This is a genomic window from Aestuariivirga sp. (genome assembly GCF_047600585.1).
Taxonomy (GTDB): Bacteria; Pseudomonadota; Alphaproteobacteria; order Rhizobiales; family Aestuariivirgaceae; genus Aestuariivirga.
The window spans coordinates 2,768,213-2,793,008 of record NZ_JASGKP010000001.1; the positions used below are offsets into that span (position 1 = coordinate 2,768,213).

The 24,796-nt window shown below is 55.7% G+C and carries 25 protein-coding genes; 7 read left to right on the forward strand and 18 right to left on the reverse strand.

Annotation, left to right across the window (positions count from 1 at the left end; all coding sequences use genetic code 11):
- The first annotated feature begins 79 nt into the window (after nt 1–79).
- Nucleotides 80–421: a hypothetical protein gene (locus QM801_RS13685; RefSeq protein ID WP_415019767.1), complete on the forward strand. Its 342-nt coding sequence runs from the start codon at nt 80–82 to the stop codon at nt 419–421.
- Nucleotides 422–532: 111 nt separating this feature from the next.
- Nucleotides 533–781, forward strand: coding sequence for a hypothetical protein (locus QM801_RS13690; protein WP_415019768.1), 249 nt, complete (start codon nt 533–535; stop codon nt 779–781).
- Nucleotides 782–864: 83 nt separating this feature from the next.
- On the opposite strand, the gene QM801_RS13695 is transcribed toward QM801_RS13690, so the two are convergent.
- Nucleotides 865–1,272: a hypothetical protein gene (locus QM801_RS13695; RefSeq protein ID WP_415019769.1), complete on the reverse strand. Its 408-nt coding sequence runs from the start codon at nt 1,270–1,272 to the stop codon at nt 865–867.
- A gap of 564 nt (nt 1,273–1,836) precedes the next feature.
- Here QM801_RS13695 and QM801_RS13700 point away from each other — a divergent pair.
- On the forward strand, nt 1,837–3,444 hold the full coding sequence (locus QM801_RS13700; RefSeq protein ID WP_415019770.1) for a tetratricopeptide repeat-containing sulfotransferase family protein: 1,608 nt from the start codon (nt 1,837–1,839) through the stop codon (nt 3,442–3,444).
- A 184-nt stretch (nt 3,445–3,628) separates the two neighbouring features.
- Nucleotides 3,629–5,221: a sulfotransferase gene (locus tag QM801_RS13705; protein ID WP_415019771.1), complete on the forward strand. Its 1,593-nt coding sequence runs from the start codon at nt 3,629–3,631 to the stop codon at nt 5,219–5,221.
- Nucleotides 5,222–5,399: 178 nt separating this feature from the next.
- Here QM801_RS13705 and QM801_RS13710 read toward each other — a convergent pair whose 3' ends face one another.
- From QM801_RS13710 to QM801_RS13745, 8 genes are all read right to left on the reverse strand, one after another.
- Nucleotides 5,400–6,992, reverse strand: a complete 1,593-nt coding sequence (locus QM801_RS13710; RefSeq protein ID WP_415019772.1) for a tetratricopeptide repeat-containing sulfotransferase family protein — start codon at nt 6,990–6,992, stop codon at nt 5,400–5,402.
- Between the two features lie 11 nt (nt 6,993–7,003).
- Complete coding sequence (locus QM801_RS13715) at nt 7,004–7,366, reverse strand: zinc-binding dehydrogenase (RefSeq protein WP_415020930.1); 363 nt, start codon at nt 7,364–7,366, stop codon at nt 7,004–7,006.
- Nucleotides 7,363–7,710, reverse strand: a complete 348-nt coding sequence (locus tag QM801_RS13720) for a hypothetical protein (protein WP_415019773.1) — start codon at nt 7,708–7,710, stop codon at nt 7,363–7,365. The genes QM801_RS13715 and QM801_RS13720 overlap by 4 nt, the downstream gene beginning before the upstream one ends.
- Nucleotides 7,710–9,335: a tetratricopeptide repeat-containing sulfotransferase family protein gene (locus QM801_RS13725; RefSeq protein ID WP_415019774.1), complete on the reverse strand. Its 1,626-nt coding sequence runs from the start codon at nt 9,333–9,335 to the stop codon at nt 7,710–7,712. The genes QM801_RS13720 and QM801_RS13725 overlap by 1 nt, the downstream gene beginning before the upstream one ends.
- Before the next feature lie 295 nt (nt 9,336–9,630).
- Nucleotides 9,631–9,969 (reverse strand): YciI family protein, encoded by a 339-nt coding sequence (locus tag QM801_RS13730; RefSeq protein WP_415019775.1) that lies wholly within the window; start codon nt 9,967–9,969, stop codon nt 9,631–9,633.
- Between the two features lie 84 nt (nt 9,970–10,053).
- Nucleotides 10,054–10,761: a GNAT family N-acetyltransferase gene (locus QM801_RS13735; protein ID WP_415019776.1), complete on the reverse strand. Its 708-nt coding sequence runs from the start codon at nt 10,759–10,761 to the stop codon at nt 10,054–10,056.
- 700 nt (nt 10,762–11,461) lie between these two features.
- Nucleotides 11,462–12,856, reverse strand: a complete 1,395-nt coding sequence (locus QM801_RS13740) for a class I adenylate-forming enzyme family protein (RefSeq protein ID WP_415019777.1) — start codon at nt 12,854–12,856, stop codon at nt 11,462–11,464.
- Nucleotides 12,857–12,871: 15 nt separating this feature from the next.
- Nucleotides 12,872–13,759 carry a hypothetical protein gene (locus QM801_RS13745; RefSeq protein WP_415019778.1) on the reverse strand — a complete coding sequence of 296 codons (888 nt, stop codon included), beginning with the start codon at nt 13,757–13,759 and terminating at the stop codon, nt 12,872–12,874.
- Nucleotides 13,760–14,112: 353 nt separating this feature from the next.
- Between QM801_RS13745 and QM801_RS13750 the strand changes: the two genes are divergently transcribed.
- On the forward strand, nt 14,113–14,442 hold the full coding sequence (locus QM801_RS13750) for a hypothetical protein (protein WP_415019779.1): 330 nt from the start codon (nt 14,113–14,115) through the stop codon (nt 14,440–14,442).
- A 327-nt stretch (nt 14,443–14,769) separates the two neighbouring features.
- On the opposite strand, the gene QM801_RS13755 is transcribed toward QM801_RS13750, so the two are convergent.
- The 7 genes from QM801_RS13755 to QM801_RS13785 form a co-directional block, all read right to left on the reverse strand.
- Complete coding sequence (locus tag QM801_RS13755; protein WP_415019780.1) at nt 14,770–15,288, reverse strand: hypothetical protein; 519 nt, start codon at nt 15,286–15,288, stop codon at nt 14,770–14,772.
- Nucleotides 15,289–15,496: 208 nt separating this feature from the next.
- Nucleotides 15,497–16,291: a hypothetical protein gene (locus QM801_RS13760; RefSeq protein WP_415019781.1), complete on the reverse strand. Its 795-nt coding sequence runs from the start codon at nt 16,289–16,291 to the stop codon at nt 15,497–15,499.
- Nucleotides 16,288–16,842 carry an HNH endonuclease signature motif containing protein gene (locus QM801_RS13765; RefSeq protein WP_415019782.1) on the reverse strand — a complete coding sequence of 185 codons (555 nt, stop codon included), beginning with the start codon at nt 16,840–16,842 and terminating at the stop codon, nt 16,288–16,290. Before QM801_RS13765 ends, QM801_RS13760 begins: the two co-directional genes overlap by 4 nt.
- Nucleotides 16,843–17,041: 199 nt before the next feature.
- Complete coding sequence (locus QM801_RS13770; protein WP_415019783.1) at nt 17,042–17,233, reverse strand: helix-turn-helix domain-containing protein; 192 nt, start codon at nt 17,231–17,233, stop codon at nt 17,042–17,044.
- Between the two features lie 118 nt (nt 17,234–17,351).
- Nucleotides 17,352–19,202 (reverse strand): hypothetical protein, encoded by a 1,851-nt coding sequence (locus QM801_RS13775; RefSeq protein WP_415019784.1) that lies wholly within the window; start codon nt 19,200–19,202, stop codon nt 17,352–17,354.
- Nucleotides 19,203–19,299: 97 nt separating this feature from the next.
- Nucleotides 19,300–19,785 (reverse strand): hypothetical protein, encoded by a 486-nt coding sequence (locus QM801_RS13780; protein WP_415019785.1) that lies wholly within the window; start codon nt 19,783–19,785, stop codon nt 19,300–19,302.
- Between the two features lie 50 nt (nt 19,786–19,835).
- Nucleotides 19,836–20,153 (reverse strand): hypothetical protein, encoded by a 318-nt coding sequence (locus tag QM801_RS13785; protein ID WP_415019786.1) that lies wholly within the window; start codon nt 20,151–20,153, stop codon nt 19,836–19,838.
- Nucleotides 20,154–20,270: 117 nt separating this feature from the next.
- Here QM801_RS13785 and QM801_RS13790 point away from each other — a divergent pair, with 117 nt between their 5' ends.
- Nucleotides 20,271–20,459, forward strand: coding sequence for a ribbon-helix-helix protein, CopG family (locus QM801_RS13790; protein ID WP_415019787.1), 189 nt, complete (start codon nt 20,271–20,273; stop codon nt 20,457–20,459).
- Between the two features lie 38 nt (nt 20,460–20,497).
- Here the strand turns inward: QM801_RS13790 and QM801_RS13795 are convergent, their stop codons facing one another.
- The gene (locus QM801_RS13795; RefSeq protein ID WP_415019788.1) at nt 20,498–21,394 is read right to left on the reverse strand and encodes a LysR family transcriptional regulator; all 897 of its coding nucleotides are present in this window, start codon (nt 21,392–21,394) and stop codon (nt 20,498–20,500) included.
- A gap of 603 nt (nt 21,395–21,997) precedes the next feature.
- On the opposite strand from QM801_RS13795, the gene QM801_RS13800 reads away from it, so the two are divergent.
- The gene (locus tag QM801_RS13800) at nt 21,998–23,284 is read left to right on the forward strand and encodes a porin (RefSeq protein ID WP_415019789.1); all 1,287 of its coding nucleotides are present in this window, start codon (nt 21,998–22,000) and stop codon (nt 23,282–23,284) included.
- 92 nt (nt 23,285–23,376) lie between these two features.
- On the opposite strand, the gene QM801_RS13805 is transcribed toward QM801_RS13800, so the two are convergent.
- Nucleotides 23,377–24,648 (reverse strand): tyrosine-type recombinase/integrase, encoded by a 1,272-nt coding sequence (locus QM801_RS13805; RefSeq protein ID WP_415019790.1) that lies wholly within the window; start codon nt 24,646–24,648, stop codon nt 23,377–23,379.
- Nucleotides 24,649–24,796 lie beyond the last annotated feature (148 nt).

The following is a 24,796-nucleotide window of genomic DNA, read 5'->3' on the forward strand; positions in this document are numbered from 1 at the left end:
TCCGTGGAACCATAAGCCTGCCCAGATGTTGTCGGTGTGGCAGGTATTTCACCCGACATCTGAAATGGGAGACACCCTCATGAAGAAACTTGCATTTGCGGCTGCTTTGGCCGGACTTGGCCTTTGCACTCCGGCCTTCGCCGATGACTGGAAGTGTGATGAGGCCAACCTGAATGACATGCGCGCCGCAGTCGGCCAGCTCGACGGCTCCTCCAAGGATGAGGGCGGCCGGGAAGTCGATGCAGCCATGGAGGCCATGAAAGCCAACAACATGGAAGAATGCACGCTGCGCATGACCAACGCCAACAAGCTGCTGGGCGGCACGAACCTTGAGCGCCGCCTCGAAACCGCCAAGGACAAGAGCAACAACAATACCGACGGCAATAACAACAACAATAACAACAACAATTCGAACCCCTGATCGCCACCGGGGCGCGGGCGGCAATCGTTCGCGCCTCGTTTCCCCCAGGGATAAAGTCATGTTAAGCTTGCGCTTGTCGCACAGTGACGGTTTGAGATTGCGAGACTTGAAATGAAAAAGATCTCTATCGCCGTGTGGATTGTTGGAGTGACCGCACTTGCCACTCCGGCCTTTGCGGTCGAATGCATTTCCGACCTGAACAAGGCCAAGGGCTTTGTCCAGAGCAGGTCACTTGATCACGGCACCCGCCGCCATGCGGAACGCCTCATCGGCGATGCCATGGTCTACAAGCTTGATGGCAAATTCGAATTGTGTGACGCGGCGGTCCGGGACGTGTTTCACGTTCTCGGCATCGAGTGAAACACCGGCAAAAGACCTGCCTTGAATGAAGTGGGGCCAAAGCTCGTCAGAGCTTCGGCCCCTGATCGTCATCGGTCCAGTGGTTAGCCGCCGCAGGCAGTCGAAGCGTTGGTTACGTCACGGCCTGCACAGGCAGGAGACGACGCCAGACTGTTGTCATCGGTGCTGTCATCATCGACACCATTGTCGTCTGGGCCATCGTTGCTGTCATCGTCAGCTTCGTCATCATTCGAATTCCCTGGACCGCTGTTTGCGCCTGAGCCGCTAGAACCGCCATGATCGTCACCCGCATCGTGGTCGTCGCCGTCATCACCGCCGCCACCGGAACCACCGCCACCACCAGAACCACCGCCGCCTTCATCATCGGCGAGCTGAACATAGTTGTGGTGGGGGACTAGCTTGGCAGGACCAAGATCGACAAGCGACGCTGCAGACGCGTTGCCATAAAGGCAGACAATCAGAGCAGCTGAGGCGAGAAGGGTTTTCTTCATTGAGGGCTCCATTTCCAAAGGCATGACGACTGTACAATCAGAACGTTTAAAGAAATGGAATGATTCTCCTGACAATTTGCTTGCATTGTTTGTCAGCGTTTTGTCAGTTTCAAACGGTTGGTGACACTGGGTGTGAGAACAATGCCCCGCAGTGATTGGCAATCCTCAGTATCTGCTGAGGGAACGTTTTCCCTACTCCAAGCTCCGGTTAAGCTTGTAGGAGTTGACGCAAGTTGTCGGCAAAACTGATACAGCGAAAGGCCTTGCCGAATACAGCGTCAACGCCCTTACACCCTGCGGCCTGCTTCAGGTTTGGCGTACTATACGGGCTCGTGCAGATCGGCGACATTGACAATAGTCTTGGGGATTCCCGACATCCTCCAGATGGGGGCGGCACGCTGCCGGCGAGACTCATCGTTCCTCCAGCGTCTCAAGGTATTGTTCTGCCTGTTCCCTGAGAAATTGGCTGCCGCTGTGTGTTGCTTCTCCCCCGCGCCCCACCTCCCCCTGCATTACCTTGTGACAAGTCTTGCCTGTTACGGGAATTGAAGTTAGCGATACCCAATGGATGAAAGTCGCAAGCAGTTTGAGCAGGCGCTACAAGCTGCAGATGATAGTTTAGGAAGAAATGATGTCGATGGTGCCTTGCCGCATATATCGTATTTGCTCAAGTCGCACCCCAATGTGGCCGCTGGCCACATGCTCATGGCCCGCGTTCACAAGTCGCGCGGCGAGACGCGGGCCTGCCTGGACTCCGCCAACCGCGCTCACAGACTGGCGCCTGATCATCCCAAAATTTCGGCCTTCCTAGCTGAGGCTTACGTTGATCTCCGGTTGCCGGAGTTTGCGCTGCCACTTTTGTTAAAAGCAGAGACTCTTCTACCGCAAGACTATCACCTCAACATGGCACTCGGCCGCTGCTACATGCTCATGGAAAAAGGGCAGTTAGCGCGAACAGCTTTTGAAAGTGCGGTCGCAGCGAAAGTTCACCCTTGGCTACATGCGAAAGCGATTCTCGAGCTAGCCAGCTGCCTTTATGACATCGGGGACTCGGAGAGTGCCAATCAACTGCTAGACAAGCTGCATCTGGAATATCCGGATTGGACAGAAGTTGCGCTCTTGCGCGGAAACAACTTGAGCCAGCCGGTTCCGGTGTGGCTTGAACCGGCCCTGCAGAAAATTTCAAATGACAATCGCCAAAGTCCATCAATCCGCGCGCGTGCGCTCTTAAGACTGGGAAGGTGCAAGGAACTCAACCAGCAATATGATGAAGCATTTGAACTCTGGTCAAGCTCACGCACATTGTTGGGGTTGGAGAAACACCAATCGAGTAGGATTGCGGGACGGCTGGAGCAAACACTCGCCTTGTATACTGCCAATCTCTTTCAGAGGGCAAAGCCCTATGGAGTACATGATTGCAGCCCGATTTTTGTTGTGGGAATGCCTCGTTCGGGAACAACCCTGACAGCTCAGATACTCGGGGCCCACCGCTCTTGCGTGAACATCGGAGAGACTAACAGGTTCAAACTCTACGATCTCGCCTTCCGAAAGGAGTACTCGGAACCGACCCATCAACTCAACATGGTGGAAGAGTTCAAGGGTGGTGCACTGCTAAAGGTGGCAAACGAGTTCCGGAAATTTTTTGCCGTCTTTACTGAAGAGAACGACAAAATCATCGTTGATAAATCCCCTCTGCATTTCGAGTCCGTCGGATTCATCAAGCTGGTCTTTCCTGACGCGCGAATTGTCCATTGCAGGCGGCATCCCGCTGACAACTTCCTGTCCGCCTTCAAAAACGACATGAACAGGAACCATGACTATGCATACGACCAGATTGCATATGTCGAACAATACATGCATCAAGAAAGCACGATGCGTCACTGGAGGAGTTGCTTTCCGGGCCAAGTCTTCGAAATGAGGTATGAGGATACAATTGCCGACCAAGAAGGAGTAACAAGACGACTTCTGGAGTTTTGTGGATTGTCCTGGGATGCCGCGTGCATGACCTTCTATGAACAAAAGAATACAATCCGCACCTTCAGCCGGTCGCAAGTACGGCAACCCGTTTACTCTACATCGGTGGGAGCTTGGCGTCGCTACGGGAACAGGCTTGGCCCATTGTTCTCTCGATTGAAGGAACTAAACTACAGCTACGAGACAAGCTGCATCTAGGCATGTGTGGCATTGGCAACCTGGGCTATTTCATCTGAAGATAACGGCTCGTGATCGGGTCCCGTCTGGTCTGTCCTTACCCTGATCACGGGGCCAATGAGCCGCTATCATACAGTGTTCTACAGTACTCAGAGCAAAACGGGCGAGGCTTGTTTTCGTTCCCGTTCCCGGCTAGCCGAGACCCATGGACATCACCGAAGAACTTCTCCAGTCGAACGCTCTGATCTCGGCAGGCAACTTGGATGCCGCTGCTTCCCGCGTGCAGGCCATCCTCAAGCAGGTACCCGACAACCCGAGAGCGCACTATCTGATGGGCCGGATTCATTTGGCGAAACTGGAGCTGGAGCTCGCCCTGTCCGCTGCCCAGAAAGCCTACGAATTGGACAAAGGGGCGCCCTATACCGCAGCCCTTCTGGCGGACATCTATGTCGATCTTGCTCTGCCGGAATATGCTTTTCCCGTGCTCGGCGATGCCCTGTCGCGCAAACCCAATGATGCCGGCCTGAACTACACCATGGGCCGATGCTACATGCTTCTGGAAAAAGGCTTCAAAGCACTCCCTCACTTCGAGAAAGCGAGCCAGGATCTGGGCTGGGACAATGACTCCATCACGGTGCGCATGGACCTCTCGGAGTGCTTGGGCGCTATTGGCCGTTCCCACGAGGCCGATACGCTGCTGGATGATGTCATAAAGCACAGACCTGATCACGCTGATGCTCTCTTTGCACGCGGAATGGCTGTCTCAAAGCCTGTGCCTGAATGGCTGATTACCGAACTTGCGACTCGTGCTGTTGCGCCAGACACAAATCAACAGGACAGGGCGAACTTCTGGCTCGCTCTCGGACGCTGCCGAGATGTGGAAGGGCAGCACGCCGAAGCATTCGACTGCTGGAGTAAGTCCAGGGCCATTCTAGGCATCAAGCGGCACGCCATGGAACGGTTGGATCGCCAAATGACGCAGTCAAGGATGTTTTACCCTCAGGAGCTGATCGACCGCGTGGCGCCTTTCGGCGATCATGAGAGTCATCCCATCCTCATTGTTGGGATGCCACGCTCGGGCACCACGCTGACATCCCAGGTCATCTCGGCTCATCCCACCTGCATAAACATTGGCGAGCATGATCGATTCCACCGTCATGACCGGATGTTCCGGCGTAACTATTGGCGGGAAACGGATCATGCAGACATCATTCGCGATGCCCAGAAAGGTATGCTCAAGAGCATCGCCTCAGAATTCAAGGCGTTTTTCTCGATTTTTGAAGAAGGCGAAAAAAAGCGCGTGGTTGACAAGTCGCCATTCAATTTCGAAAATCTGGGCTTCATTCACGCCATTTTTCCGAAGGTGAAAATCATCCACTGCCGGCGGCATCCCGCAGATAACTTCGTGTCGGCTTTCCAACACAATATGAACAGAAGCCACGACTATTCCTATGGCCAGGAAACGTATGTTGATCGTTATCTCGCCCATGAAGAAATGATGCGGTACTGGAAAAAGCTTTTTCCCGATCAGATTTTCGAGCTCCGCTATGAAGACATGGTCGCCGACCAAGAAACCTTGTCGCGCAGACTGATTGCTTTCTGTGATCTCCCGTGGGATGACGCATGCCTGAATTTCCATGAGCGCAAAAACACGGTGCGAACATTCAGCCGTACCCAGGTCCGGCAACCGGTATACTCGTCGTCGGTGGAACGCTGGCGGCGATACGAGTCACGGCTCGGGCCTCTGTTTGCCAAGTTGCGACAGCGCGGATATGACTATGCTTCGAGCACAATTTGAAATTTTCCGGACAGGAAGAATACCAGCAGGCACCCAGGCTAGGCCGGGCAACGGAGGGGTCTGTTCCGACAAGTTCCCTCCATTGATCCCACCAGTGAAATGGCCCTTAGCAGTGCATGCCACTGTCACGGGCATCGGTTGACACTGCGACCATATGGCAAGTCAGTAGGCGAACAACTCAGCCTGCCACAGCCGGCGCAGAGAACCTGCCATCACCGAGTTTATCCACGATAACCTGCAATTCGGATGCATATCTCTTCCATCCGCCGAGTGAACCCGCATTGATCGGCCTCCTCGCCTGCGTGATGCTCGCGGTGCTGATGCGCGCTTCCGAGCGCTCAGGATAAAGGCAGTCCTCTTCCCACCCGAGTTCGCAAAACGCGAGTAGTTCTGCAATTTTCTTGTTGGGGTCGGTTACCAATTCCTCATAGTGAAGCGGGAATATCCGCTCCGGCATGATTTTGTACCAGTGTTCCATGATCTTCCGGTATTGCTCGTAATAGGGAATAAAGGCTTCCGGCGAGTTGAAATAACTGTGAGTAGAATTGAGGCTTGCCTTGAAACCGGACAGGAAATTGTCTGCAGGCGACCGGATGACATGAACAATGCGCGCTGACGGAAAGAGCGCCCCAATGGCTCCGCAATGCAGAAAATTATGGGGCATCTTGTCGACGATCCTCTCTTTACCCGGGCAGAGAAACCGCATGTTTGCTTCGACGTCAGCCAACCTCTCCAATACTTTTGTGCGCCCCAACACGCGCACCCGATCGAGGAAATCATAAGCAGGCTTGTCAGCGAGAATGCCGAAGACCAACTCCTTTATCAGGTAGAGTTCACCCGCACCACCGACCTCACTATGGGACGCCAGGATTCTTTCTGTCAGAGTGGTTCCTGAACGCGGCAAGCCCACCACATAAATCGGTCTGAAATTCCTGTTGCTGACAATTGCCGTCAGCTCCGACATCATTCCGGGCGTGAAGCCTTGGATCAGATCATCGATCATGCGAGTTAGGGTCGGAAGGGTGTCCTTACCTACCCTTGCAAGCTTCGCCTGCTTTAGGGTTTCATACTCCCGCGCGTAATCCTTGGCAGAAGAAAGACTACGGGCCTTGGCACTGAGAAGGACAAATCTCTCCGATCCGCCAATGCCCTCCACCTTCAACAACTCCTCGAGCATGGCATATTCCGCGCTATCCACCGGCAACGCTTTGATCGTCGCCAGATCGGCCAAGGCCGGTCCCCGGGCACGAGGGTCTGTGAGCATACTGCGCAAGATGAGCTCTGCTTCCTCGTTTCGCCCTACCTCGATCAGTGCGTGTGCGAAGTCCAGCCTTCCGCCATGGGCAACATTGTGAGGGAGGCCGATCTTCAGGACCGTCTCGAACAAAGGAACCGCGAGATCGAAGCGGTTGATTGAGGTGTAAAAGATCGCCAGCGTCCACGGAATGATCGACAGGCTTGGATTGATATCCCTGGCTCGCAGCAGGTGCGCCTCAGCGTCACGAATATGCCCGAGATCGAGAAGGGTCCTGCCGCAGCGGATCAGATAATCGGCGTTTCGCGGTTCGTGCTGCACCGCCTTGCGCAGGTAGGGGAGTGCCTCACGTTGTCGGCTCGTGGCGCCCAGACCATGACCAACGCAATAGTTGGTGATCGCCAGATCCGGCGCCACCTTGTGCAAGGCGAAGGCCCTCTCGAGGCCCGGCTTGAATCGGCCCTCGGAATAAAGCTCCATGATGGATCGGACTTCCTGCTCGATATTCACTGCCATGATCCTGATGCTCAGGGGACTAGAACTTTGGAGCCGGTCGTTTTCTGGGCCTCCAGGTCGCGGTGAGCATGCGCCACCTCTGCGAGAAGATAGCAGTGATTGATGGTCATATTGAACTTTCCGGACTTGAAGAGCTTATGCAATTCCGCGGCAGCGTCCTGCGGTTTCTCTTTCGAAAATGTTCGTGACATCATCATTGAACGCGTCACAAAAGTGGTCCCTCGCTGCGAACGCAGTCTTCTGTGCAGTGCCTTCGTTGACCCAGAGGCATTGCAGAAACTCGCCAATGGGCCCCGGGTCCTCAGGCTGTCCATCGAGGCAATCTGCATGCCCTGACCGTCATTGCCAATTGGCACTTCCACTCCTTGCGTCATTTCGCGAACTTGCTTCGCCACGTCATCCAGTCGTCGAGATGGGCCTTACCCATCAGGACACTGTAGCTGGCGGAGCCCTTGGCTTCATCACGGAGGTCTGTGGAGGCCAGGTTTGCCACCTTGTCGCACCACTGTCCGAGATGATCGATCAAACTGTCCGCCTCGCTTATTGCATTTCTTGCCAATGTCGACGCCGCCGTCAAGGAGCCTTCGGCCGACCGGCTCGGCGCCACCCGGGCGTAGGCGCAGGCTCGTCCGTTCCCATGGGAGTTTGGCGTTTCTCCTATTTGAGGTGTCTTTTCGAAATACTCATCTGGCGGCAGACAGTCGTCGTGCAGTTCCATCAGTCCGGATAGCGAAACCCGTGTGCGTCAAGAAAAGACCTTAACGGTGCCAATTGGGTTTCATAACGGCGCCACCGCTCAACTGATAAAGAGTGAATGGGCTGGCGAACCTGGTCGGCACTAAAGGTCCTCACCGTTCCAGCCTTCTCGAAGAACTTCAGACACTCTTCTTGCCAGTCCAAACCGGCGAATTCCACGATCCTTGGTGCCCATTCTTCCGGTGACTGGACAAGTTTCTCGTATTGAACCGTGAGTATGCGATCGCCGATTACCGACTTCCAATAGTCCATCAGCTGTATGTGGGCGATGTATTCTCTTCCATATGTTTCTTGGCTGTAGGAGTAGGAGTGAAACGAGGTCATGTTGTTCTGGTAGGAGGAGATGAATGCATCCAGCGGGGATCTTAGACTGTGAATGAAGCGCACGTTGGGAAAACACAGGGCCAGAAATCCGACGTACAAGAAGTTGTGCGGCATCTTCTCGATGATCCGCTTCGCAGGGCGTCCCGCCATTGCCTTCAAGAATTGCAGTATCTCATCCGCAACCCTCCGGAACTCGCCCTTGTTCAGCGCTTGGATGAGAAGTTCATTGCCGTCTCCGGATTTGACTTCATTCTGGACGTAACGTGCCAATGACGTGATATTCGTGAGTTCCCCGACCGCCACGGCATCGGGATGCGATCCGATGATCTGTTCAGTGAGTGTGGTGCCTGATCTCGGCATTCCCACGATGAAGACGGGTTCCCTGCTGGGGTTTCCGACGTTCAAGTCGAACAGGGAATTGGCATAGAGCCGCTTCATAGAGGCGAGATAAGTCCCGTGGTCTCTCTCCGGCGGAGCGTGTGCAAGTGCGATTTCCCGGGATTTCTGCCAGCAGGAGAAGGCCTCAGAATAATTTTTGTCGCGCTCATGGAGCCGCCCAAGCGCCAACAGGACTTCGCTGCGGTTTTCTGTGTTCAATTTGCTGTCCCGCAGGAAAGACCGTAGTTTCTCGCCGACAGCCGATGATGCCCCCTCCTTCGAGATGCGGGCTTCAAAGGTCGCGGCCTGCACGGTATATCGAGGACCGGAAGACGCCAGCCTGGTAATGTGCGGTCTCGCCTGTTCGGCCTGGTTGGCTCTGAAAAGAACCCGGCACAGCAATTCTCGGCAACGAAGCTCATCTTCAATAGTCTTGCTCAATGACAGAGCTTTTGTCGCGGCGGGAATGGCGAGTTCACTCCTGCCCATTTGGAAATAACATTCGGAGAGTGTCTCTGCGTACAAGGCGACGTTCGGTCCACCTTTTTCGTATGCGGTCCGCAGGAGCGGGAGGGCCCGGTCGGGCAAGTTCATCGTCGTGAAGGCCAAGCCAAGGTAGTAGGCATAGTTGGCATTGGCCGGCTCAAGTCGGTGGGCAGTCTCGATGTGGGGAAAGGCCTCAGGGAGCCGCTCCAGTTCGAACAGACACCGCCCCAGCAGGAAATGTCCCAGAGCTTTACCGGGATAGTCGCGCACGAGATCGCGGCACGACCGCTCGAGCTGGGTACTTGATTCACCCGCGGCCAAGACATTGGCACGGCGATTGAAATCCGCCAGTTGTTGCGGCGAAAGGAATTGACCCACCGGACCTGATTGACCGCTCATGGTGGCTTAAGACCACAGAAAGCAGTTCGAGGGAAGTCTCAGTTCTGTTCAGTTGCTTCGCCCGGTGACGCTGACAAGCGCCAGCGACCTTGGCCCGATCACACCGGACTCGTGGCGGTTGAGATATCCGCCGGCGTCGAAGGAGTAGTCACCTATCTGCGGATAGCGGCGAAAGAAAGTATGGCGGAGAGGGAGGGATTCAAAAAATACCACCAAATATTTGTTTTAAGAAGAAAATCTTATTTTAAGTGGGTGAAAGACCCCAGATTTGACCCCAATTCTATCCTGCAACGCTTCAATTGAATTGGCGCACCTCAACGGGGGCTCTGCATGCAATCGCCGCTTTCTGACCCCACGCCAGTGCTTCGTCAAGGTTGCCAGCTTCCAATACCCAGAAGCCGCCCACGTGTTCACTGGTGGGAAGATAAGGACGATCAGCGATAGTCACTTGTCCCTTCTGTTGAGCTTGAATTGATTTGGCTTCCCCCGCAGGACGAAGGCCGCCAACAAATATCCGGACTCCAGCGACCGTCATCTCGTCGTTGAGCTGATCAATGGCTTGCGCCATTGCTGCGTCTTCGGAAGCTGGATCAAAGTCGTCGGGATGATGAATGGAAACCAAGAACTGGGGCACGATTCCTCCTTCGGTAAACTAGGCTGGTGATGTCAATCTAGAATGGCTGAGGCTTTGGATCGGTGAAACCCCGCCCGGAGAGATCTATAACTTTTGTTTCTGCTCTTGCGCAATTCTCGCCAGCTTGTCGTCCAATTCTTCCGCGAGTTTCTGCAGCTTGGGTGGCGTCGGCTCGTGAAGAACATTGTCATAATGTTTCTTGAGCAGTTTCGGTAGTTGCTCTGCAACGTCCATCGAACCACGCTTTGCTGGAGCGACGGATTGTTCTCCGCCAGCATGAGCCCGATACATGCAACAGAGTTCACCGGTTTCACCAATTCGACCGCTGCCAGATGTGCGAAACCCCATTGCCTCATAGAATGCAACGTTACGAGAATTGGCAGTCTCCAGAAAGGTCCCTCGGGAAACAGGGTCTCGCTCGGAAGACCTCAAAAATTCGGAAATGAGGCGTCGCCCAATTTTGCGTCCTTGGAACTGGGGCAAAACCCCCACCACTCCGAGATAATAGTGCGGTTCCACAGGTTTGCAGGCTTCCATGATTTGGTCGGCCTGTTGCAGGCGCAAAGCCAGGCCATGATCTACCGTTTCAAATTCCGCAAACTTTCTTGCGTGTTCGGGTTTCCACTCGGGCCTGCGCGTGTCGTAGCCCATTAACGCACCCACAACAGTGTCGCGGTCCTTCATCATCAAGACAGGCATATCCAGCGAAAGTCGTGCTTCCATCAGGATGGTGAAAAACTTGGACACTACCCTTGCGCGCTCCTGCGCAACCGAGGGAAAGAAGAATGCCATCTGCGGATCGTCCGCAAAGGCATCTACCAGACAATTTACAGCTCGCTCAACGTCCGAGTCTCTTGCAGCAGTTATATACACTTCAGTCCTCCGAAGCTTCTGCTCTGCGCCGCATCCTAGTCAGCGACACCCTCAATGTATGTAGTCGCATCGTCCTGCGGACCTAAACCCACCAGAGAACCAGAGAGACAGGGCCGCTTGAACATTGTGGAACAGCTCGCTGTACCTTTCAATTTCTGCGGTGCTTATCGTTGAAGGAGATGTCTTGTCCTCTCCGAATTGCAGGGTTTCAAGACGGACAAGCTCCATCGTCTCACAGGGGCTGAGTCCAACGACCACAGTGGCACCCCTTCTGTTGCGGACGAGACCATGGATTCCATTCAGCCAAATCCTAAGTGGCCGGTTCCTCGATAGGAGCCTTTTGAGTTCGAGCTCGTGGTCCGGAGCGACTGCCATAGTGTAAGTGCCATAGACCAGTGGAGACGCAACCCCCACCAACCGTAGCGTGTTTGCCCCATCCGCGGGCAATAAATCTGGTTTTACTCGCTTTGCTGCCAACCCCATCGTAGGCTGACCTATACCACCCGAGCGGCGTCATCTGCAGCAGAGCCCATGATCGTGGAAACACATCCAACGCTGCGCACTGAAGCAGCTACCACACGCTCTTGGCTATCGCGACCTGGACTCTCTTAGATGCAGGTCACGCATGCACGAAACGAGCAAATCGTCTCCTGTCCAACTTCCCGTTCTCATTCCTCGGAATTGCTTCAAGTCTCTTGATAACGAGCTTATTGTCGGCAACGTTGCCAAATTTCTTTCGCAACTGATCTCGGATAGATTTTTCCACTGCTGCAACTGCTACTGACGAAGCATAGCCAATTAAGAGGTGTTCACGCCCCCCTTGGTCAACGGTGGTGGCACTTATCGCATCTGTGACACCGTCAACAGAAAGAACGACCTCATCAATCCAATTGGCATTCAGCTTTACGCCGCCTAAATTAAATTGTTCGGCAATTCTGCCGCTGATTGATAAGCGACCGCTGGAATGAAGTATGCCGAGATCCCCGGGTTGGAAATAACCATCTACCATGGCGGTTTCAGAATCTCCGAGATAGCCACTGATCATGGAATCTGTCCGGTAGCGGATGATCCCTGGCTCTCCCGCAAGTACGCTACCTCCATCTTCAAGAACTACCTTCAGGTCAACTCCACTCGCCAACTGTCCGACGTCAGCCTGGTCGCCGATGTCGTTTGGGCTCGTGATGTTTCGATAGGACGCGTTGCCGGCTTCTTGCGATCCGTAGGTGTAAACCACGTTCTGAAAGCGATCGAGCAGCTTGCGGGCTAGAGCCGGATAAAGGGGGCCGCCTCCAATCCAACAACTATGTATTTTTGCTCTTGATTGTGGCGCGCGCTGCACAAACTCGGAAGCCATCACGGGCGACAGTAAGATGTGCGTGGTATTTTCGCTGCATTTGTCAAAGACGACCATTCCACCTTTACGGAAGGTCCTGAGAAAGGTGTAAAAGCTGACCATGTGCAGAGAATGGAAGCCGCTGGCGACTCCTGGAACTACACTGTCATCGAGCAGCAATTCGGGCCTTGAGCGCGAATTTAGTTGTGCTGCGGTCATGGGCAATATTTTTGGTTCTCCGGTCGTCCCAGAGGACTGACCAAAGAGCACGATTTCATCTTTTTTGAACCGGTACGCGTCTTTTGGCGCACCACCGCCTGGCCATTCCAGAACATCACCCAGCAAATGAAAACGTCCCTGCGGTGGACGAGACCGGTGAGTGTCAGAAAGAACATGGTCGTAGAACAAACTGGTACTGAAGACAGCCTCGCGCGTTGCCCGAAACCAACGGCATCCGCGCCACCCAAGAGCTAGTGCGAGAAGAAATGAGCGGAGAGGATCTTTGGTCGCCAAACCAACCGTCTCACCAGCGCGTATGCCCAGACGGTCGAGGTTAGTCGCAAGATGAGGCACATAGTCAGCCAACTCAGAGTAAGTGAGACTTATCTCTTTGGATTGAACAGCCACCCGTTCAAGCGATGCTGAACCCGTCAAATAGTCGGCAATGGAGAAGGACTCCAACTCCGGGTCGGCCCTTTAATCGGGGTTTCCGACGTAGTCGCCGATGCAGGTATCGTAGCTATACTGCTCCAATATGTCAGCGTCAGGCACGCATCGAGGGCCGCCATTCATCAGCTTCGTCCCGCCGAAATTCACGGCGCTTCCCGGGAACGCCTCAATGCGCGGATCATCTTCGCGATGGCGACGGATTAGCGACTTGTTGCTTTCGCTGCCGCCAAAATAGAAGTTCAAACCTGCAGCAGCAGCTACGTACCCATCTTCGCCCAAGGCCGCTGTAGCATGGAACGCGACGGGCATATTGAGCTGATCCTGCATCAGCCATTCCACACCGATGTTTGCACTTTCGAAACGGGTGACCGTGGACACCTCCGCCGAGAACCGCAGATTGTCCGTCGCGTAGAACGATGCCTCCGCAATGCCGAGGAAATCGGTATCGCGACCGAACCCAGAAACTTTCGTGTCTGAAACACCTGCAATTGCACGAAGCGTGAAGTTACCGAGGTAAAGTTCAGATTCGCCACCACCCCACACCATGTGTCCCGAACCCGTATCGACATAGCCGCCGACACCACCCAAGAGATATGCATTTGGGTCGCGGGTGAAAAAGTGCATAGCGCCGCCATAGGCCGTATCGCCAAATGTGTTCAGGGCAGTCAGGTCGGCTTGGAACCCGAACGTCTCACCGAGAGGAACACTCAGCGCTGCGCCACCATAAAAGAGACCATCAGAATCGATGCCATCTGCATCTGCTCCGCCGCCCAAGAACTCCACCTTCCCGTTCACCGCAGAGACGGCGGGAAGATTGCCTGAAACGTCCAAATCGGCTGAAAAAGCAAAGCCACTGAGGCTACAAATCACGGTGCTGGAATAGAGCGCCCCGCAAAAAATCTTCGATGCTCTCATGTGACCCTCCCAAGACCCTAACCCGCTTTTAAACATGATCCCAGAAGTTGGCAAACCACCGGCTGAAAACCAACAATATGTTGCCCGATAGCAACATCAAGCGGTAGCCTGAGGTCTTGGATTGGTTCGTGATCGCCAGTTCACTTCGCCTTAGGACACACTGCTACCTATAGTTGCTTAGGGGCAATCCGCCTGGCACGAAAGCGTCCTGTACGATCCGCCCGAATGGGGGGATTACAGATGGGAGGCTTGTCAAAGAATAGCAGTCAAAAGTGAATTTCGTGTCTTCAGATCGGAGGCAATTGAAACCACCGTCCAACGCTGACAGTATGGCAGACTCCGCAGGGGACGAAATGATGAGCGAAACGGCTGAAGTGGTGGGGTTGGTAACAGTTAAGTTGCCCGATGGACGAGTATTCAAGGAGCAGGGCCGGTTGGTTCTGACACAGCGCAAATCGCAGGTCTCCGGGGCGGGTTTCATACGCACCTCAGTAAACTGCGAGCCAGGCACCGTGGTCGATTTTCAGATCGAACAACATTTACTGAAAGCCCTCGTCATCGAGGTGGAGCGGTTTGTGACGCGCTTTATCGTGCATATGGGCGTGCAGGACAACGCTCCGGCTGAGGCCTCCCCCAAGGCCCCTCGCCGAAATCAAAGCGACAAAGCTCTCGCCAGCGATTGAGGGCGGCGGCTCGAGTGGTGGCTAGAGTCAGGGTATCACGCAAGACGCCGCCCCGTCCTGATAAACCAGGGCGGCTTAAACATCTTACAGACATCGCACCTCAACAAGCATTCACAACGCGAAAAGGACCGGATCGGGACTACCTGGCGTGGCGCAAGAACCCATACTACTCGTGAAAATGCAGCAGCTGAAACCTAGGGTTTCATGTGCAAAACCGCTACTAATTCTGCCAGCGCGGCCCTCATCTCTCTGAGTTCCTGCCGAAGTCTAGGGCGGAAGCCACCTTTCCAGGCGTTCCTGCTGACCTTTGCCCTTCCTGCCGGCGTCTTAGGTCCGGTAGCCTTCTCCCACGGGCGCCAGCGCTGAATTGCCTTCGCCTGCTTCGCCTTGCGCTGGTCCGTCCATGCGGTGCTCATCAGACTGCTCCAAAAGTTTGTTTGGCGGGTTTTCCGGATTTGCGGCGCGCGCGGGAGCCGCATCGTTGTTCACCTGCTGCTGCCCGCCGTTATTGATGTTGGCCTGCTTGGCAAAAATGGTCTGCGGGTTCTTGAGGCTACCAAGAGCTTCGAGTGTCCGGGAGCATTGCGCCTGCGCCTTCAGTGCGATTCCCATGTAGCCCTTGGCGGCCTCGAAGTAGCGGGCGTCACCATTGAAGTTGTTCATGGCGCGACGGGTCATCTCGGCGAACAGCAGGTTGAGGCTGGTTGCCTGGCTGTAGAGCATGGACTCCGCATCGCTGAGGTCGCCAGCCTTGATCCGGTCAGCTGCCTCTCTGAGGGCCAGGCGAGTTGCCGAAAGGTCGAGATCCGATTTGAGAAGGCTCTTGGCAATGGTCCCATTGGTCAACGCTGCCGCAACACGGGGTCCTATGACTTGTCGAGACTGTGCCTCAAGGGGGTTTGCGCCGGGAGTGCAATGAATAGCTAGGACGTCAGGTCGGGCCAGGGGAGACACGCTGGCCAGCTCCTGTTCCGTGCGGGCATCTTCTGCAACTCTTGAAGAATGTTTTGGCTTCATCGCGCACTCATCTCTGTCATTGTCGTCTGCCTTCTATTCACTCCGCCGCGTGGGCGAATTTTGATTGCTGTGAGGGTGCGATATTTTCTTGCTTCCAGCTTTGGAGGTCTGCCGGGAGCAAATCCGAGAGTTCGGCCAGGCTGCGAAGTGCCGCACCGTGGATAGTAGTGAAGGTATCGAGTTGATTGGGGCTATTCACGCTCGCAGGGGCGCTGGCCTTTTGATTGGCCGCGCCCTGCTGCGCGTGGAGAGAGCGCGTAGGTACATGGCAAATATCTAAATGGGGGCCCGTGGTGAGACCGGATTGACCCCCAAGAACCCCATTCCGGTCTCGTGTCGTGCCCACTGCTGTCCCTTTTTCAGCAACATTGTTGCGGAGTGGGCCTGTGGTGAGACCGCTATGGGCCTGTGGTGAGACCGTGAAATGCTTTTGTGAAGCCCGCCAGCGCATGAAAGCATTGGTCGGTGGTGACCCCGTCACGTCACATCTGTACCGTGTCATTCGCCATTCGGCAGCACGGCGAGCTCCAGACTTGAGGTTGAAACCAGCGGCCTTGACGCATTCGATAAAGCCCCGCGCCTCAAGGTCGCTCAAGGCCCTCCCAGCGGTTGCCTTGGAGACGTGGAGACGCTGGGCAAGACCTCGCGCCGACAACGCGAGACTGCCATTGTTTCTGCCGTTGTAGAGGCGAGCAATTTCGACATAGGCCTGACGTGCACAGAGCCCCAGGGAGTCAAATGCAGGGCTATCGAGCAGAAAGATTTCCAGCCCGACAAACTTTGCAAGGGTTCCCTTTGACCTGCCGATCTTGTCCGCTTTCCTCCGGGTCAACGCTGGCCTCCGTAAGAAGTGCCGCTGCCAGCGCCAGATTGGCGCGCTGGAGGACTGACGGAGTTTTTTGCCTGCTGAATGCGCTGGCGACCCTGAAGCTGGTCTCGGGCCTTGCTGCGCGATTTGTAGCGGGTTACAGCTGCAGCGTTGCAGCGGCGGCACTGCCTGCGCCTTCCGCCGTGCCTATAGGTGTTGGCATCATCGAATGAGTGGCCGTGAATGCATGACCGCTTCCGCGCATTGACTGCGCTGAATGAAATGCCCCTAAGCGCGTTTTCCTTCGGCGTCACGGCCTCCAGGTGCTCAGGGTTCACACAAGCGGGATTGCGGCAGAGGTGGTCGAGATAGAGACCGGGAGGGATTTCCCCCCGGTGCAGAAAGTAGCTTGCCCGATGGGCGCCATGCTGCCGGCAGATCTTGCCATTGGCACCGGGCATGGTGAGGCTGAAGACGCCATAGCCGTGCCGGTCGCGGCGCCCGGTCCATTCCCAGCAACCGTTGGGTTGAGTTTGGAAAAAACGCTGAAAGCGGATGAGAGGCTCGTCACGCACGGCGCACCTCCAAGCTCAGCAAGTTGCAGTGTTTGTCGATGGCCCAGCGCCGAATAAAGACATGACCCTCCTGGATTGAGATGTTTTCCATGGGTGGAGTCGAACAACGCTTGCGGCGAGGGTTACGTGGGGCTAGATAAGTCATAGCTTATGTCCTTTGGCCCGGTTTCAGCGATGGTGCGCTGGCCGGGCCTTTTTTTCAGGCTGCGATTTTGTGAGGGTTGGCGACCGGCAAGGCATCGACCCATGCCTTCAGGTCATCGACGCGGACCAACGAACGGCGGCCTGCCTTACGCAAAGGCAGTTCGCCACGGTTGATAGCTTCGTAGAGGCTAGAGCGGCCGACGCCAGCGCGGCGGGCGGCTTCGGGAACGGGAACAGCAATTTCCATTTTACTCTCCTTTTGTGGACGCCGCTGTACTCATGCGGCTGATCGGAGAGTTTCATAAACGGAACACGCAGAACACTTGCAGAAGGCGCAGAAGCTTCTGCGACCCTTTTGCGTGAAGCTAGTTGGCGGCCTTCATGAACTTGTGCCGCGCTCTCCTCATTGTGTCGAAGGAAACGCTGTGACCGGTTCTGCTTTTCATATCTTCCACCAGCGCTGTGATTTTGCTGTCCGCAGGCATAGCGTCTGCCCGCTCAAGATATGCAAGCGCCGCGTTCAATTGATCTGGCCGCCTATGGGCCAAAACTACAGGCACCGTAGGAGACGTAGGCACCGGCAGCTTTTCATCCATTGTTGGGGGCCATATGGAAACTATCTCTTCCCGGGCAAAGCTCAACTCTCGATATTCCGTCCACGACTGTGCGAGGGTATAGTTCTCTGGACGTAGAACAATGCCGCCGATTCCATCTGGTTGAGCGTCAAAAGGCCTATACGTGAGGGCCAGTCCGCGCTGATTTTCTGGAGGAAAGGGTACGCCCGCAACACTGGACTGAACCCCGCCGGCAACCATCATTTCTGTCTTGGTCGCGAAACCGGTCAGCGACGACTTCGCCAATGCTGGTGCAAGCTCATTTTGCCATGCATCAGATAACGTTTTCCTCACAGGCGAAGTCAGTCCTTTGGCCTGAGCAAATTGATCCACTAGATCGAGACGAATGTCTGTCCGATGAAGTGTCCGATGCTCAACAATCGTCTTGCTGGCTAGGCTCACATCCCTTGTAGAAATCCACACGAGGGTTGTTATGAGACTCCAGCGGCTCTGTTTCATACCTTCATCGCTGAAACTGGAACCCGCGTTTTCGTCATCGCTTTTAGCACCAGTCGAGAAATCCCGTCGTTCAGTTGGAGAATTGCCTTGCTCTCTTACGACATCCATCCAATGCCGATAGCTAGGCCCATCAAGCGCCACTTCTTCCCACTCAAATCGGTTGTCTGCAAAAATGTCCGCTGGGTGAATCGTGTCGAAAAGCCAATTAATGGTTAGCAGCGGCTTGAAGTGCTCAAGCGGTATCTGCTCCACCTTGCCGCCTTTGCTCCGCCTCCCCGAGGCTGAGATGCGGCCGAAACGGAGCGCCCCATAAATTGCCGCTGAAGCTGTCTCTAAGGCACGACCGTCAGCTAGCTCTCTTTCGGCTTGGCTGGACGCCAAACGATGTAAACGTTCAGCGGATGGAGGCCACGGTTTAGGAACCCGGCCGTCCATGAAACAGTGCACGTAGGCAACTGCCGTGGTTGGAAGTTCATCCGGAAAATGAGAATACTGCTCGGATGTAGCTCTTTCTTCGAGAGCAGATTGCGCCAAGGAAGAACGCTCCTCGTAAGTGGGATCCAGGAACTGAGCGATACCTGAGCTCTCGACCGGATGCCCTAGTGCCAAAGCCGTAACGGCTTGGCACAAACTGTATTTGGGCCAGTCTGGCAAAATTGCCTTCACTCCGGGCAAGTCGCTGGCAAAGTGTTTCACGGTAAGAAGGAAGTCGTCAACCGTATCGCCGTCCACAAGCACCATCTCAAAATCGGGGTGTCGTGGGCTTGGGTGAAGTGTTTCGAATCCAACGTCACTCATTTGAGCGTCGCTGTAGGAAAGTAGCTTGGTAGGTGATATGCCCCTTGGAATGGCAAAGTAGCTTTGCGGGATTTCGCTCACGGGTTCCAGATTGCGCTGGTTCCTGCTAGCTCCGGACATATTTGTTGCCCTGCTCAAGTCGCGAGAGCCCTGGAATTTGAGCTTTCCAGTAAATGCTGCTGACGAAATGTCCGTGTCCAGCATTTCTCCAATTTTCCTGTCCAAGGCTTGGGCGAACGGGTTTTGGGTCAAATGGCCGCCGCCCGGCCTGATGTACCCAATAGCTAACAGGTAGCGGGCATGAAGCTCATTCAAGCGTAAGAGAGGTTTTTTGGTTTGGCTCACGCGCTAGCATCCCTTGCGCTGGCATCTTGCGAGGCTGCCGGGCGGGCGGAGATGCGTCCGCTTTTCCCTCCGTCGAGGTAGCCCGGCGATGTGAAATTTACCGAGGGCGTGTGCTCCCCGGCAAGTGCTCTGTGGAAAACTGGTCGAAGGTGAGCGGCTGCTCCCAGAGCTCGTCGTGCCCATCCGGCTCGCGCTCATCGTCAATGTCGATTTCACCGTCGTCGCAGTCGCCATCTGCCCAGGCCAGCTGGTGACCTCTGTCGGTCCGCTCAGGCAGCGAAAAGCGGAACAGGTCGGGGCGCTGGTGAGCAAGAATGGCTGTCTTGACACTGTGGTCGGGTGGGAGCGGCGGGTGACGTTCCGGAGCGGCGAGCCAAGGTTCGCTGTCCCCGCAGTCCTCGTCGTCGGCATCGTCCCTTTCCCTGTCGTCGGCGCCGTGAGCGTCGCCCATACCCAGTGAGGGCTCCAGGTCAGGGTCGCCGTCCATGGCGTCAAGCAGTGCAATCAGCTGCTCGATGGCAGCCTCGATTTCTTCACGTTCGGACATGGCTTCGCTGTCCACGGCCAATCCTGTGGTGTTCATGATGTTCTTGTCCTGTGAGGTGGAGGAGGGGCAGCCCTCCCGGTGATGGCTCAGGCCGCGACGGCGGCAGCGGTGGAAATGCGGAGGGTCATAACCTCGGCAAGCTTGGAGCGGTCGTCGAACCAGTTCTGGCCCATTTCGGCTTTCACCTTGGCGGTGTCGAGAGTCTGGCGGATCGACTTCTGCACCATGACAGAGTGATTTTCACCGGACGCGATGAGAAGCCCACGGGCTTTGAAGGCGTCCTTGGCGGCTTCCAGTTCGGCGCTGGCGTCCTTGGCCTTGCGGTCCAGGTCGCCGATGAGGTCAGCCAGCATTTCAGGGCTGACGTTGTGGAAGCGGTTCGTGGTATTGAGCTGGGTAGCCATGATGCAAGGGTCCTTTGCTTTGTGGTTAGGGCCGGATTGGAAGTTCGCGCTTCCGTCCGGCCTGTTATTGTGCTAGCACGGTTCACTATCAACCGCAATAGAAATGTGCTAGCACAGATGAAAAATGTTGAGCGGAAGAGGCCCGGCCCGAAACCGACCGGCAAGGGCGAGCAAGTGGTGGTTCGGATTCAGCCTGACCTGATGTCCGCGCTGGACAAGCATGTTGAGGCCACGGGAGCCGAAAGTCGTGCTGCTGCAATTCGGGAAGTGCTGGTTGGCTATCTTAGGCGGAAAGGTCTGCTTTGAACTGCTGACTAATTGTTATCGGCATTCAAGGGGCCGCATCATGCGTCGCTTGCAACTCCAAAGTCCTGCAGTTTGCTGCAAAACTCATCAAGGAACGCCATGGGATTTGATCGCTCTGCGCTTCTCGCTGGCGTGACAATAGTGAACCGTACGCTTATCGGAGGGCTTATCGTTTCCACGGCTTTCGCTTCCGCAAAATCAGGGTGATGCCGGATTAGGCCAACCGGCAAGATGGTGGCGCAAGAGCCAGCCTTTACGTAGTTTGCTCGCTGACCGACGTCTTCAGACCGTGCCACTTCGCTGAAGTCAATTCGTCGAGACTGTAGAAAGTCTATGGCCGCAGAGTGTGTCGGGCAGGCCGTGTCGGGCAGAATGACCGGTAAAGGTGCTTGTTTTGTCGATCCATCGCTCCAAGTCGTTGGCTGCAAAAGCTGGAACAAACAAGTGAACTGATGCTCGAAATCTGTTTCCCGCACCCGTAAAGGTCGGACGACTATGTCAAAGGAGTTTTGACCAGATTGTCTGGCTAACTCGCGATACGCCATCGTCTCCATGTTGTACTTCGTCGAACCCCATTGGACCAATTCCGGGCGCATTCCTATTAACGCCGCAATGGAGTATGGGACTGCTAATGTGGGCTTCGAAGACTGAGCCTGCACCAAGCGGTCCATTTGATCGCTGAGCTCGGTGATTTTATCCATTATCTCCGCGATGTCCTCGCGCTCGACGAATAGGCCGTTTCCCACTCGTCGAATGATTTTCAGCCCGGTGATGAGCTCAAACTTGTTCACATATTGTGTGACCGCCGACTGCGATATTCCGAGCAGCAAGGCTGCTTCAGTCATACTGCGGGCACGAATCGCTGTTGTTACCGCGCGTATCATGCTGATCGTCAGAATAGCGCCACGACTTCGCCGCCCCGCTCGAGCCATCATGCTCTCCTTTGCATCACCCTAGAACTTGACGACTTCTTCAAGGAATTATTTGCAAATAACAAGATAGCTTTTCGATTCCGGATCCTCCCTCGTTCCCAGAACCATCAATCCAACGGAACGTTGATACAATCGGGTTATTTGCCCTCTGGGATGGTCAGCCGGGAAACTCGGTGCTCTATGGAGCGTGCTAGCCACTCCGGGTGAACGACTGGGACCCAAAAACGCGAATCAAAGCCGTACGCGGGCAACTTCGTTAATGGCAGGAGACGTTTTCCGGGCATGGTTCATAATTGCGTAAGAAAACCGCTCCAGAAACTTGTGGCTTCCACGCAACACCGGTTCCATTTTAGCAGGCGAGCCGAATAAGAAAGCCGTGAATAACCGCTTGAGCGACGCCATTTTTTTATTTTATTGCAATAGCTTAATCGAGACGCGCGGCGACTGCATGATCCATGTCAGGACTTATAGCTTATTTGTAAATAAGCATCTTCACGTGAGAACTCTGTGCGGGAACTGATCTCCAGTTCGTCTGATGAGTGCACGCATTTTCCTGCAGGGGATTGGGGGCACGCATTGAAACCTAACAGATTTGGGAGAAACCAAATGAAAGTTATGAAGCTTGCTCTTCTCGGTACGGCGGCTCTCGCTGCTGTGTCGGTTAGCGCCCGCGCTGACGACCTCTCGGCCCTCAAGGCCCAGATCGAAGCCCTCCAGGCTGATGTTGCTGCCCTCCAGGCTGCTCCTGCTGTTCCGGCTGGCTTCTCGCTGATGACCGTCTCGGAAGGCGATCGCATCGTTGTTCCGGGCCTCGAAGTCCGTGACAACAACATGTATGCCAAGAAGGTCACCACCATCGGCGTTCTGCCGACGGCTGACGTTCCGGCCTCGACCGTGATCCAGTGGTCGGGCAGCGTCCGCGCCGCTCTGGCTTATTATGATCGCAACTACTACACCGATGACTACGAGGCAAACACGCTGCACATCAAGGCACGTGGCCGTCTCGATGTGACCGGCACGACCGACACCGCCGTTGGCGAAGTTGGCGCCAGCATGTCGATCTACGCCGACATCGACAACACGCAGACCTCCACCACCAACACCGGCTTCACCAGCCAGTCTGGCACGGTGAAGATGGACTACGCCTGGGGCTGGTGGAAGATGACCCCGGAACTGACGTTCGCCGGCGGCTATAACGGCTCGCTCGCCACGATCGGTTACGGCATTCGCAAAATCAACGACGCCTACATCTCCCGCGGCAGCGTGGGTGTTGACGGCGGCGACTTCACGCAGCTCCGTCTGTCCTACAATTCCGGCCCGATCGGCATCGCTGTCGCTCTCGAGCACACGGATGAAGGCGGTAACTATGACGACCTCGCCGGGACCCCGATCGCGGACATCAAGGGCGGCCCGCTGGGCGTTGCTGCTGAAGTGACCTACTCTGGCGACATGTTCAACGCCGAACTCGCGGGCTTCGTCCGTGACACCGGTCTCTACGACGAGAAGTATACGCAGTCGCAGATCGGCCTCGGCCTCGGTGCCAAGCTCTCTGACATGTTCGACGTGTCGGTGGCCGGCAGCGTCGGCAACAACGTGTTCTACACGATCAGCCCGTCCACGATCAACGTGGGTGACGGTTGGGAAGTCAGCGCCGCCATCGTGGCGACACTGTCCGACTCGATCTCTGCAGAAGTCGGTGCCGGTTACTCGAAGTATAAGGGCGAATACTACGACGACACCACCAAGACGACCGCAGTTGCCGGTGGTATCTACTGGTCGCCTGTTTCTCAGCTGAAGACCGGTCTGCAGGCATCCTACACGCATCGCGACACCACCTACGACTACAACAGCACGGAAACCAGGGCTGCCTGGGTTACGTGGTGGAACTTCTAATCCATACAGGATTGGTTTCTTCCGTACGGCCCGCTTCGGCGGGCCGTATTTTTTTGACCAGCGTCGGTCTCAGATTTATGTGACTGGCGCGACTAGCGCATCACAATGACGTTGCTTCCACATTCGGCTCCGCAATAGTTTGCCCAAGCCGCCATCAGCTTCTTCCTTTTCTCAAACAGGTCGCCGCGCCTATAAGCCCGCTCCACCTTGCTGGCGATGGTATGAGCCAGCGCCATTTCAGCCACCTCAGCCGGGAACTGCGTTGTCTCCGCCGCCCAATCCCGGAAAGTGGACCGGAAGCCATGGACCGTGACCATTTCCCGGCCCATGCGGCGCAAGAGCATGGCCATGGACATGTTCGAGAGGTGCTTGTCACCGGTGAGGCCCGGAAACACGAATGGGCTTCCCTCATAGCGCGGCAATGCCTTCACGACGGCTAGTGCTGGCGCTGACAATGGGATGACATGTTCCCGGCCTGCCTTCATGCGCTCAGCAGCAATGGTCCATGTCCCATCTTTGAGATCGAACTCAGCCCAACGGGCGCCGCTGACCTCAGCGGTGCGGGTTGCGGTTAGAATGCACAATTCCAGCGCCCGGGCTGCCAGGCTCTCTCTGCTTCTGAGCTCAGTGAGGAAGGCGGGAACGTCCTTGAACGGCATCGACGGATGGTGCTTCACAAGCTGCTTGGTGGCCTTTCGACGGTTCAAGCTGGTGCGGTCGAGGTTGTCCTTCCAGGATGCGGGATTGCGCTGGACGATGAGCTCGCCGTCCGGGTTCTTGTCACGGTGTCCGCGGGCGATGGCCTCGCTGAACACAGCCTCGACCCGCCAGCGCACCCGCCGGGCAGTTTCCGGCTTTGTGTGCCAGATCGGCTTTAGCAGATCCGCGATGTGGGCGGTCGTGACTGCATTGACCGGCATCTTTCGGATGGCAGCCGCATATGTGACCAGTGACAGTTCCCACGGCTGACGGGCCTTTTCATTTTTGAAGGTGGGCTCGAGGCTGTCGATATAATCGTCTGCGAGGTCCCCGAATGCGGGTACGCCGGCAGTCTTGGCCTGCTTCGCTCGCCTGGCGGCAGCATTCATGGAGTGGCGCGGGTCCTTGCCAGCATCGACAAGTGCCTTTGCCTCAGCGCACCTGGCCCGGGCTTCTGCCAAGGTCAGACGACCTTCAGGGCCCAGAAACAGCTCTGACGGCTTCCCAGCGAACGTGAAGCGATACACCCAACGCCGGTTACCAGTGGGCGTCACGACAAGGTAGAGGCCGGCGCCAATCTTGAGCTTGCCCGGTCCCTTGAAGCGCTGGACCTGCAGGGCGGTGACGTCGCCGGGCTTGTGTTTGCTGCCTATAGCCTTCGCCATGGTCCGAGACCCCAAATCAGACCCCAAATTTAGCGTGGCTTTGGGCAACCGTCTACGGACGTTGACGGACGGCCACGGTGAAAAGACCACTTCTTTCGCTTGGTTTTGCGGATGGTGACGGTTGGCTATGGACGCCGGCGGGAGGAAG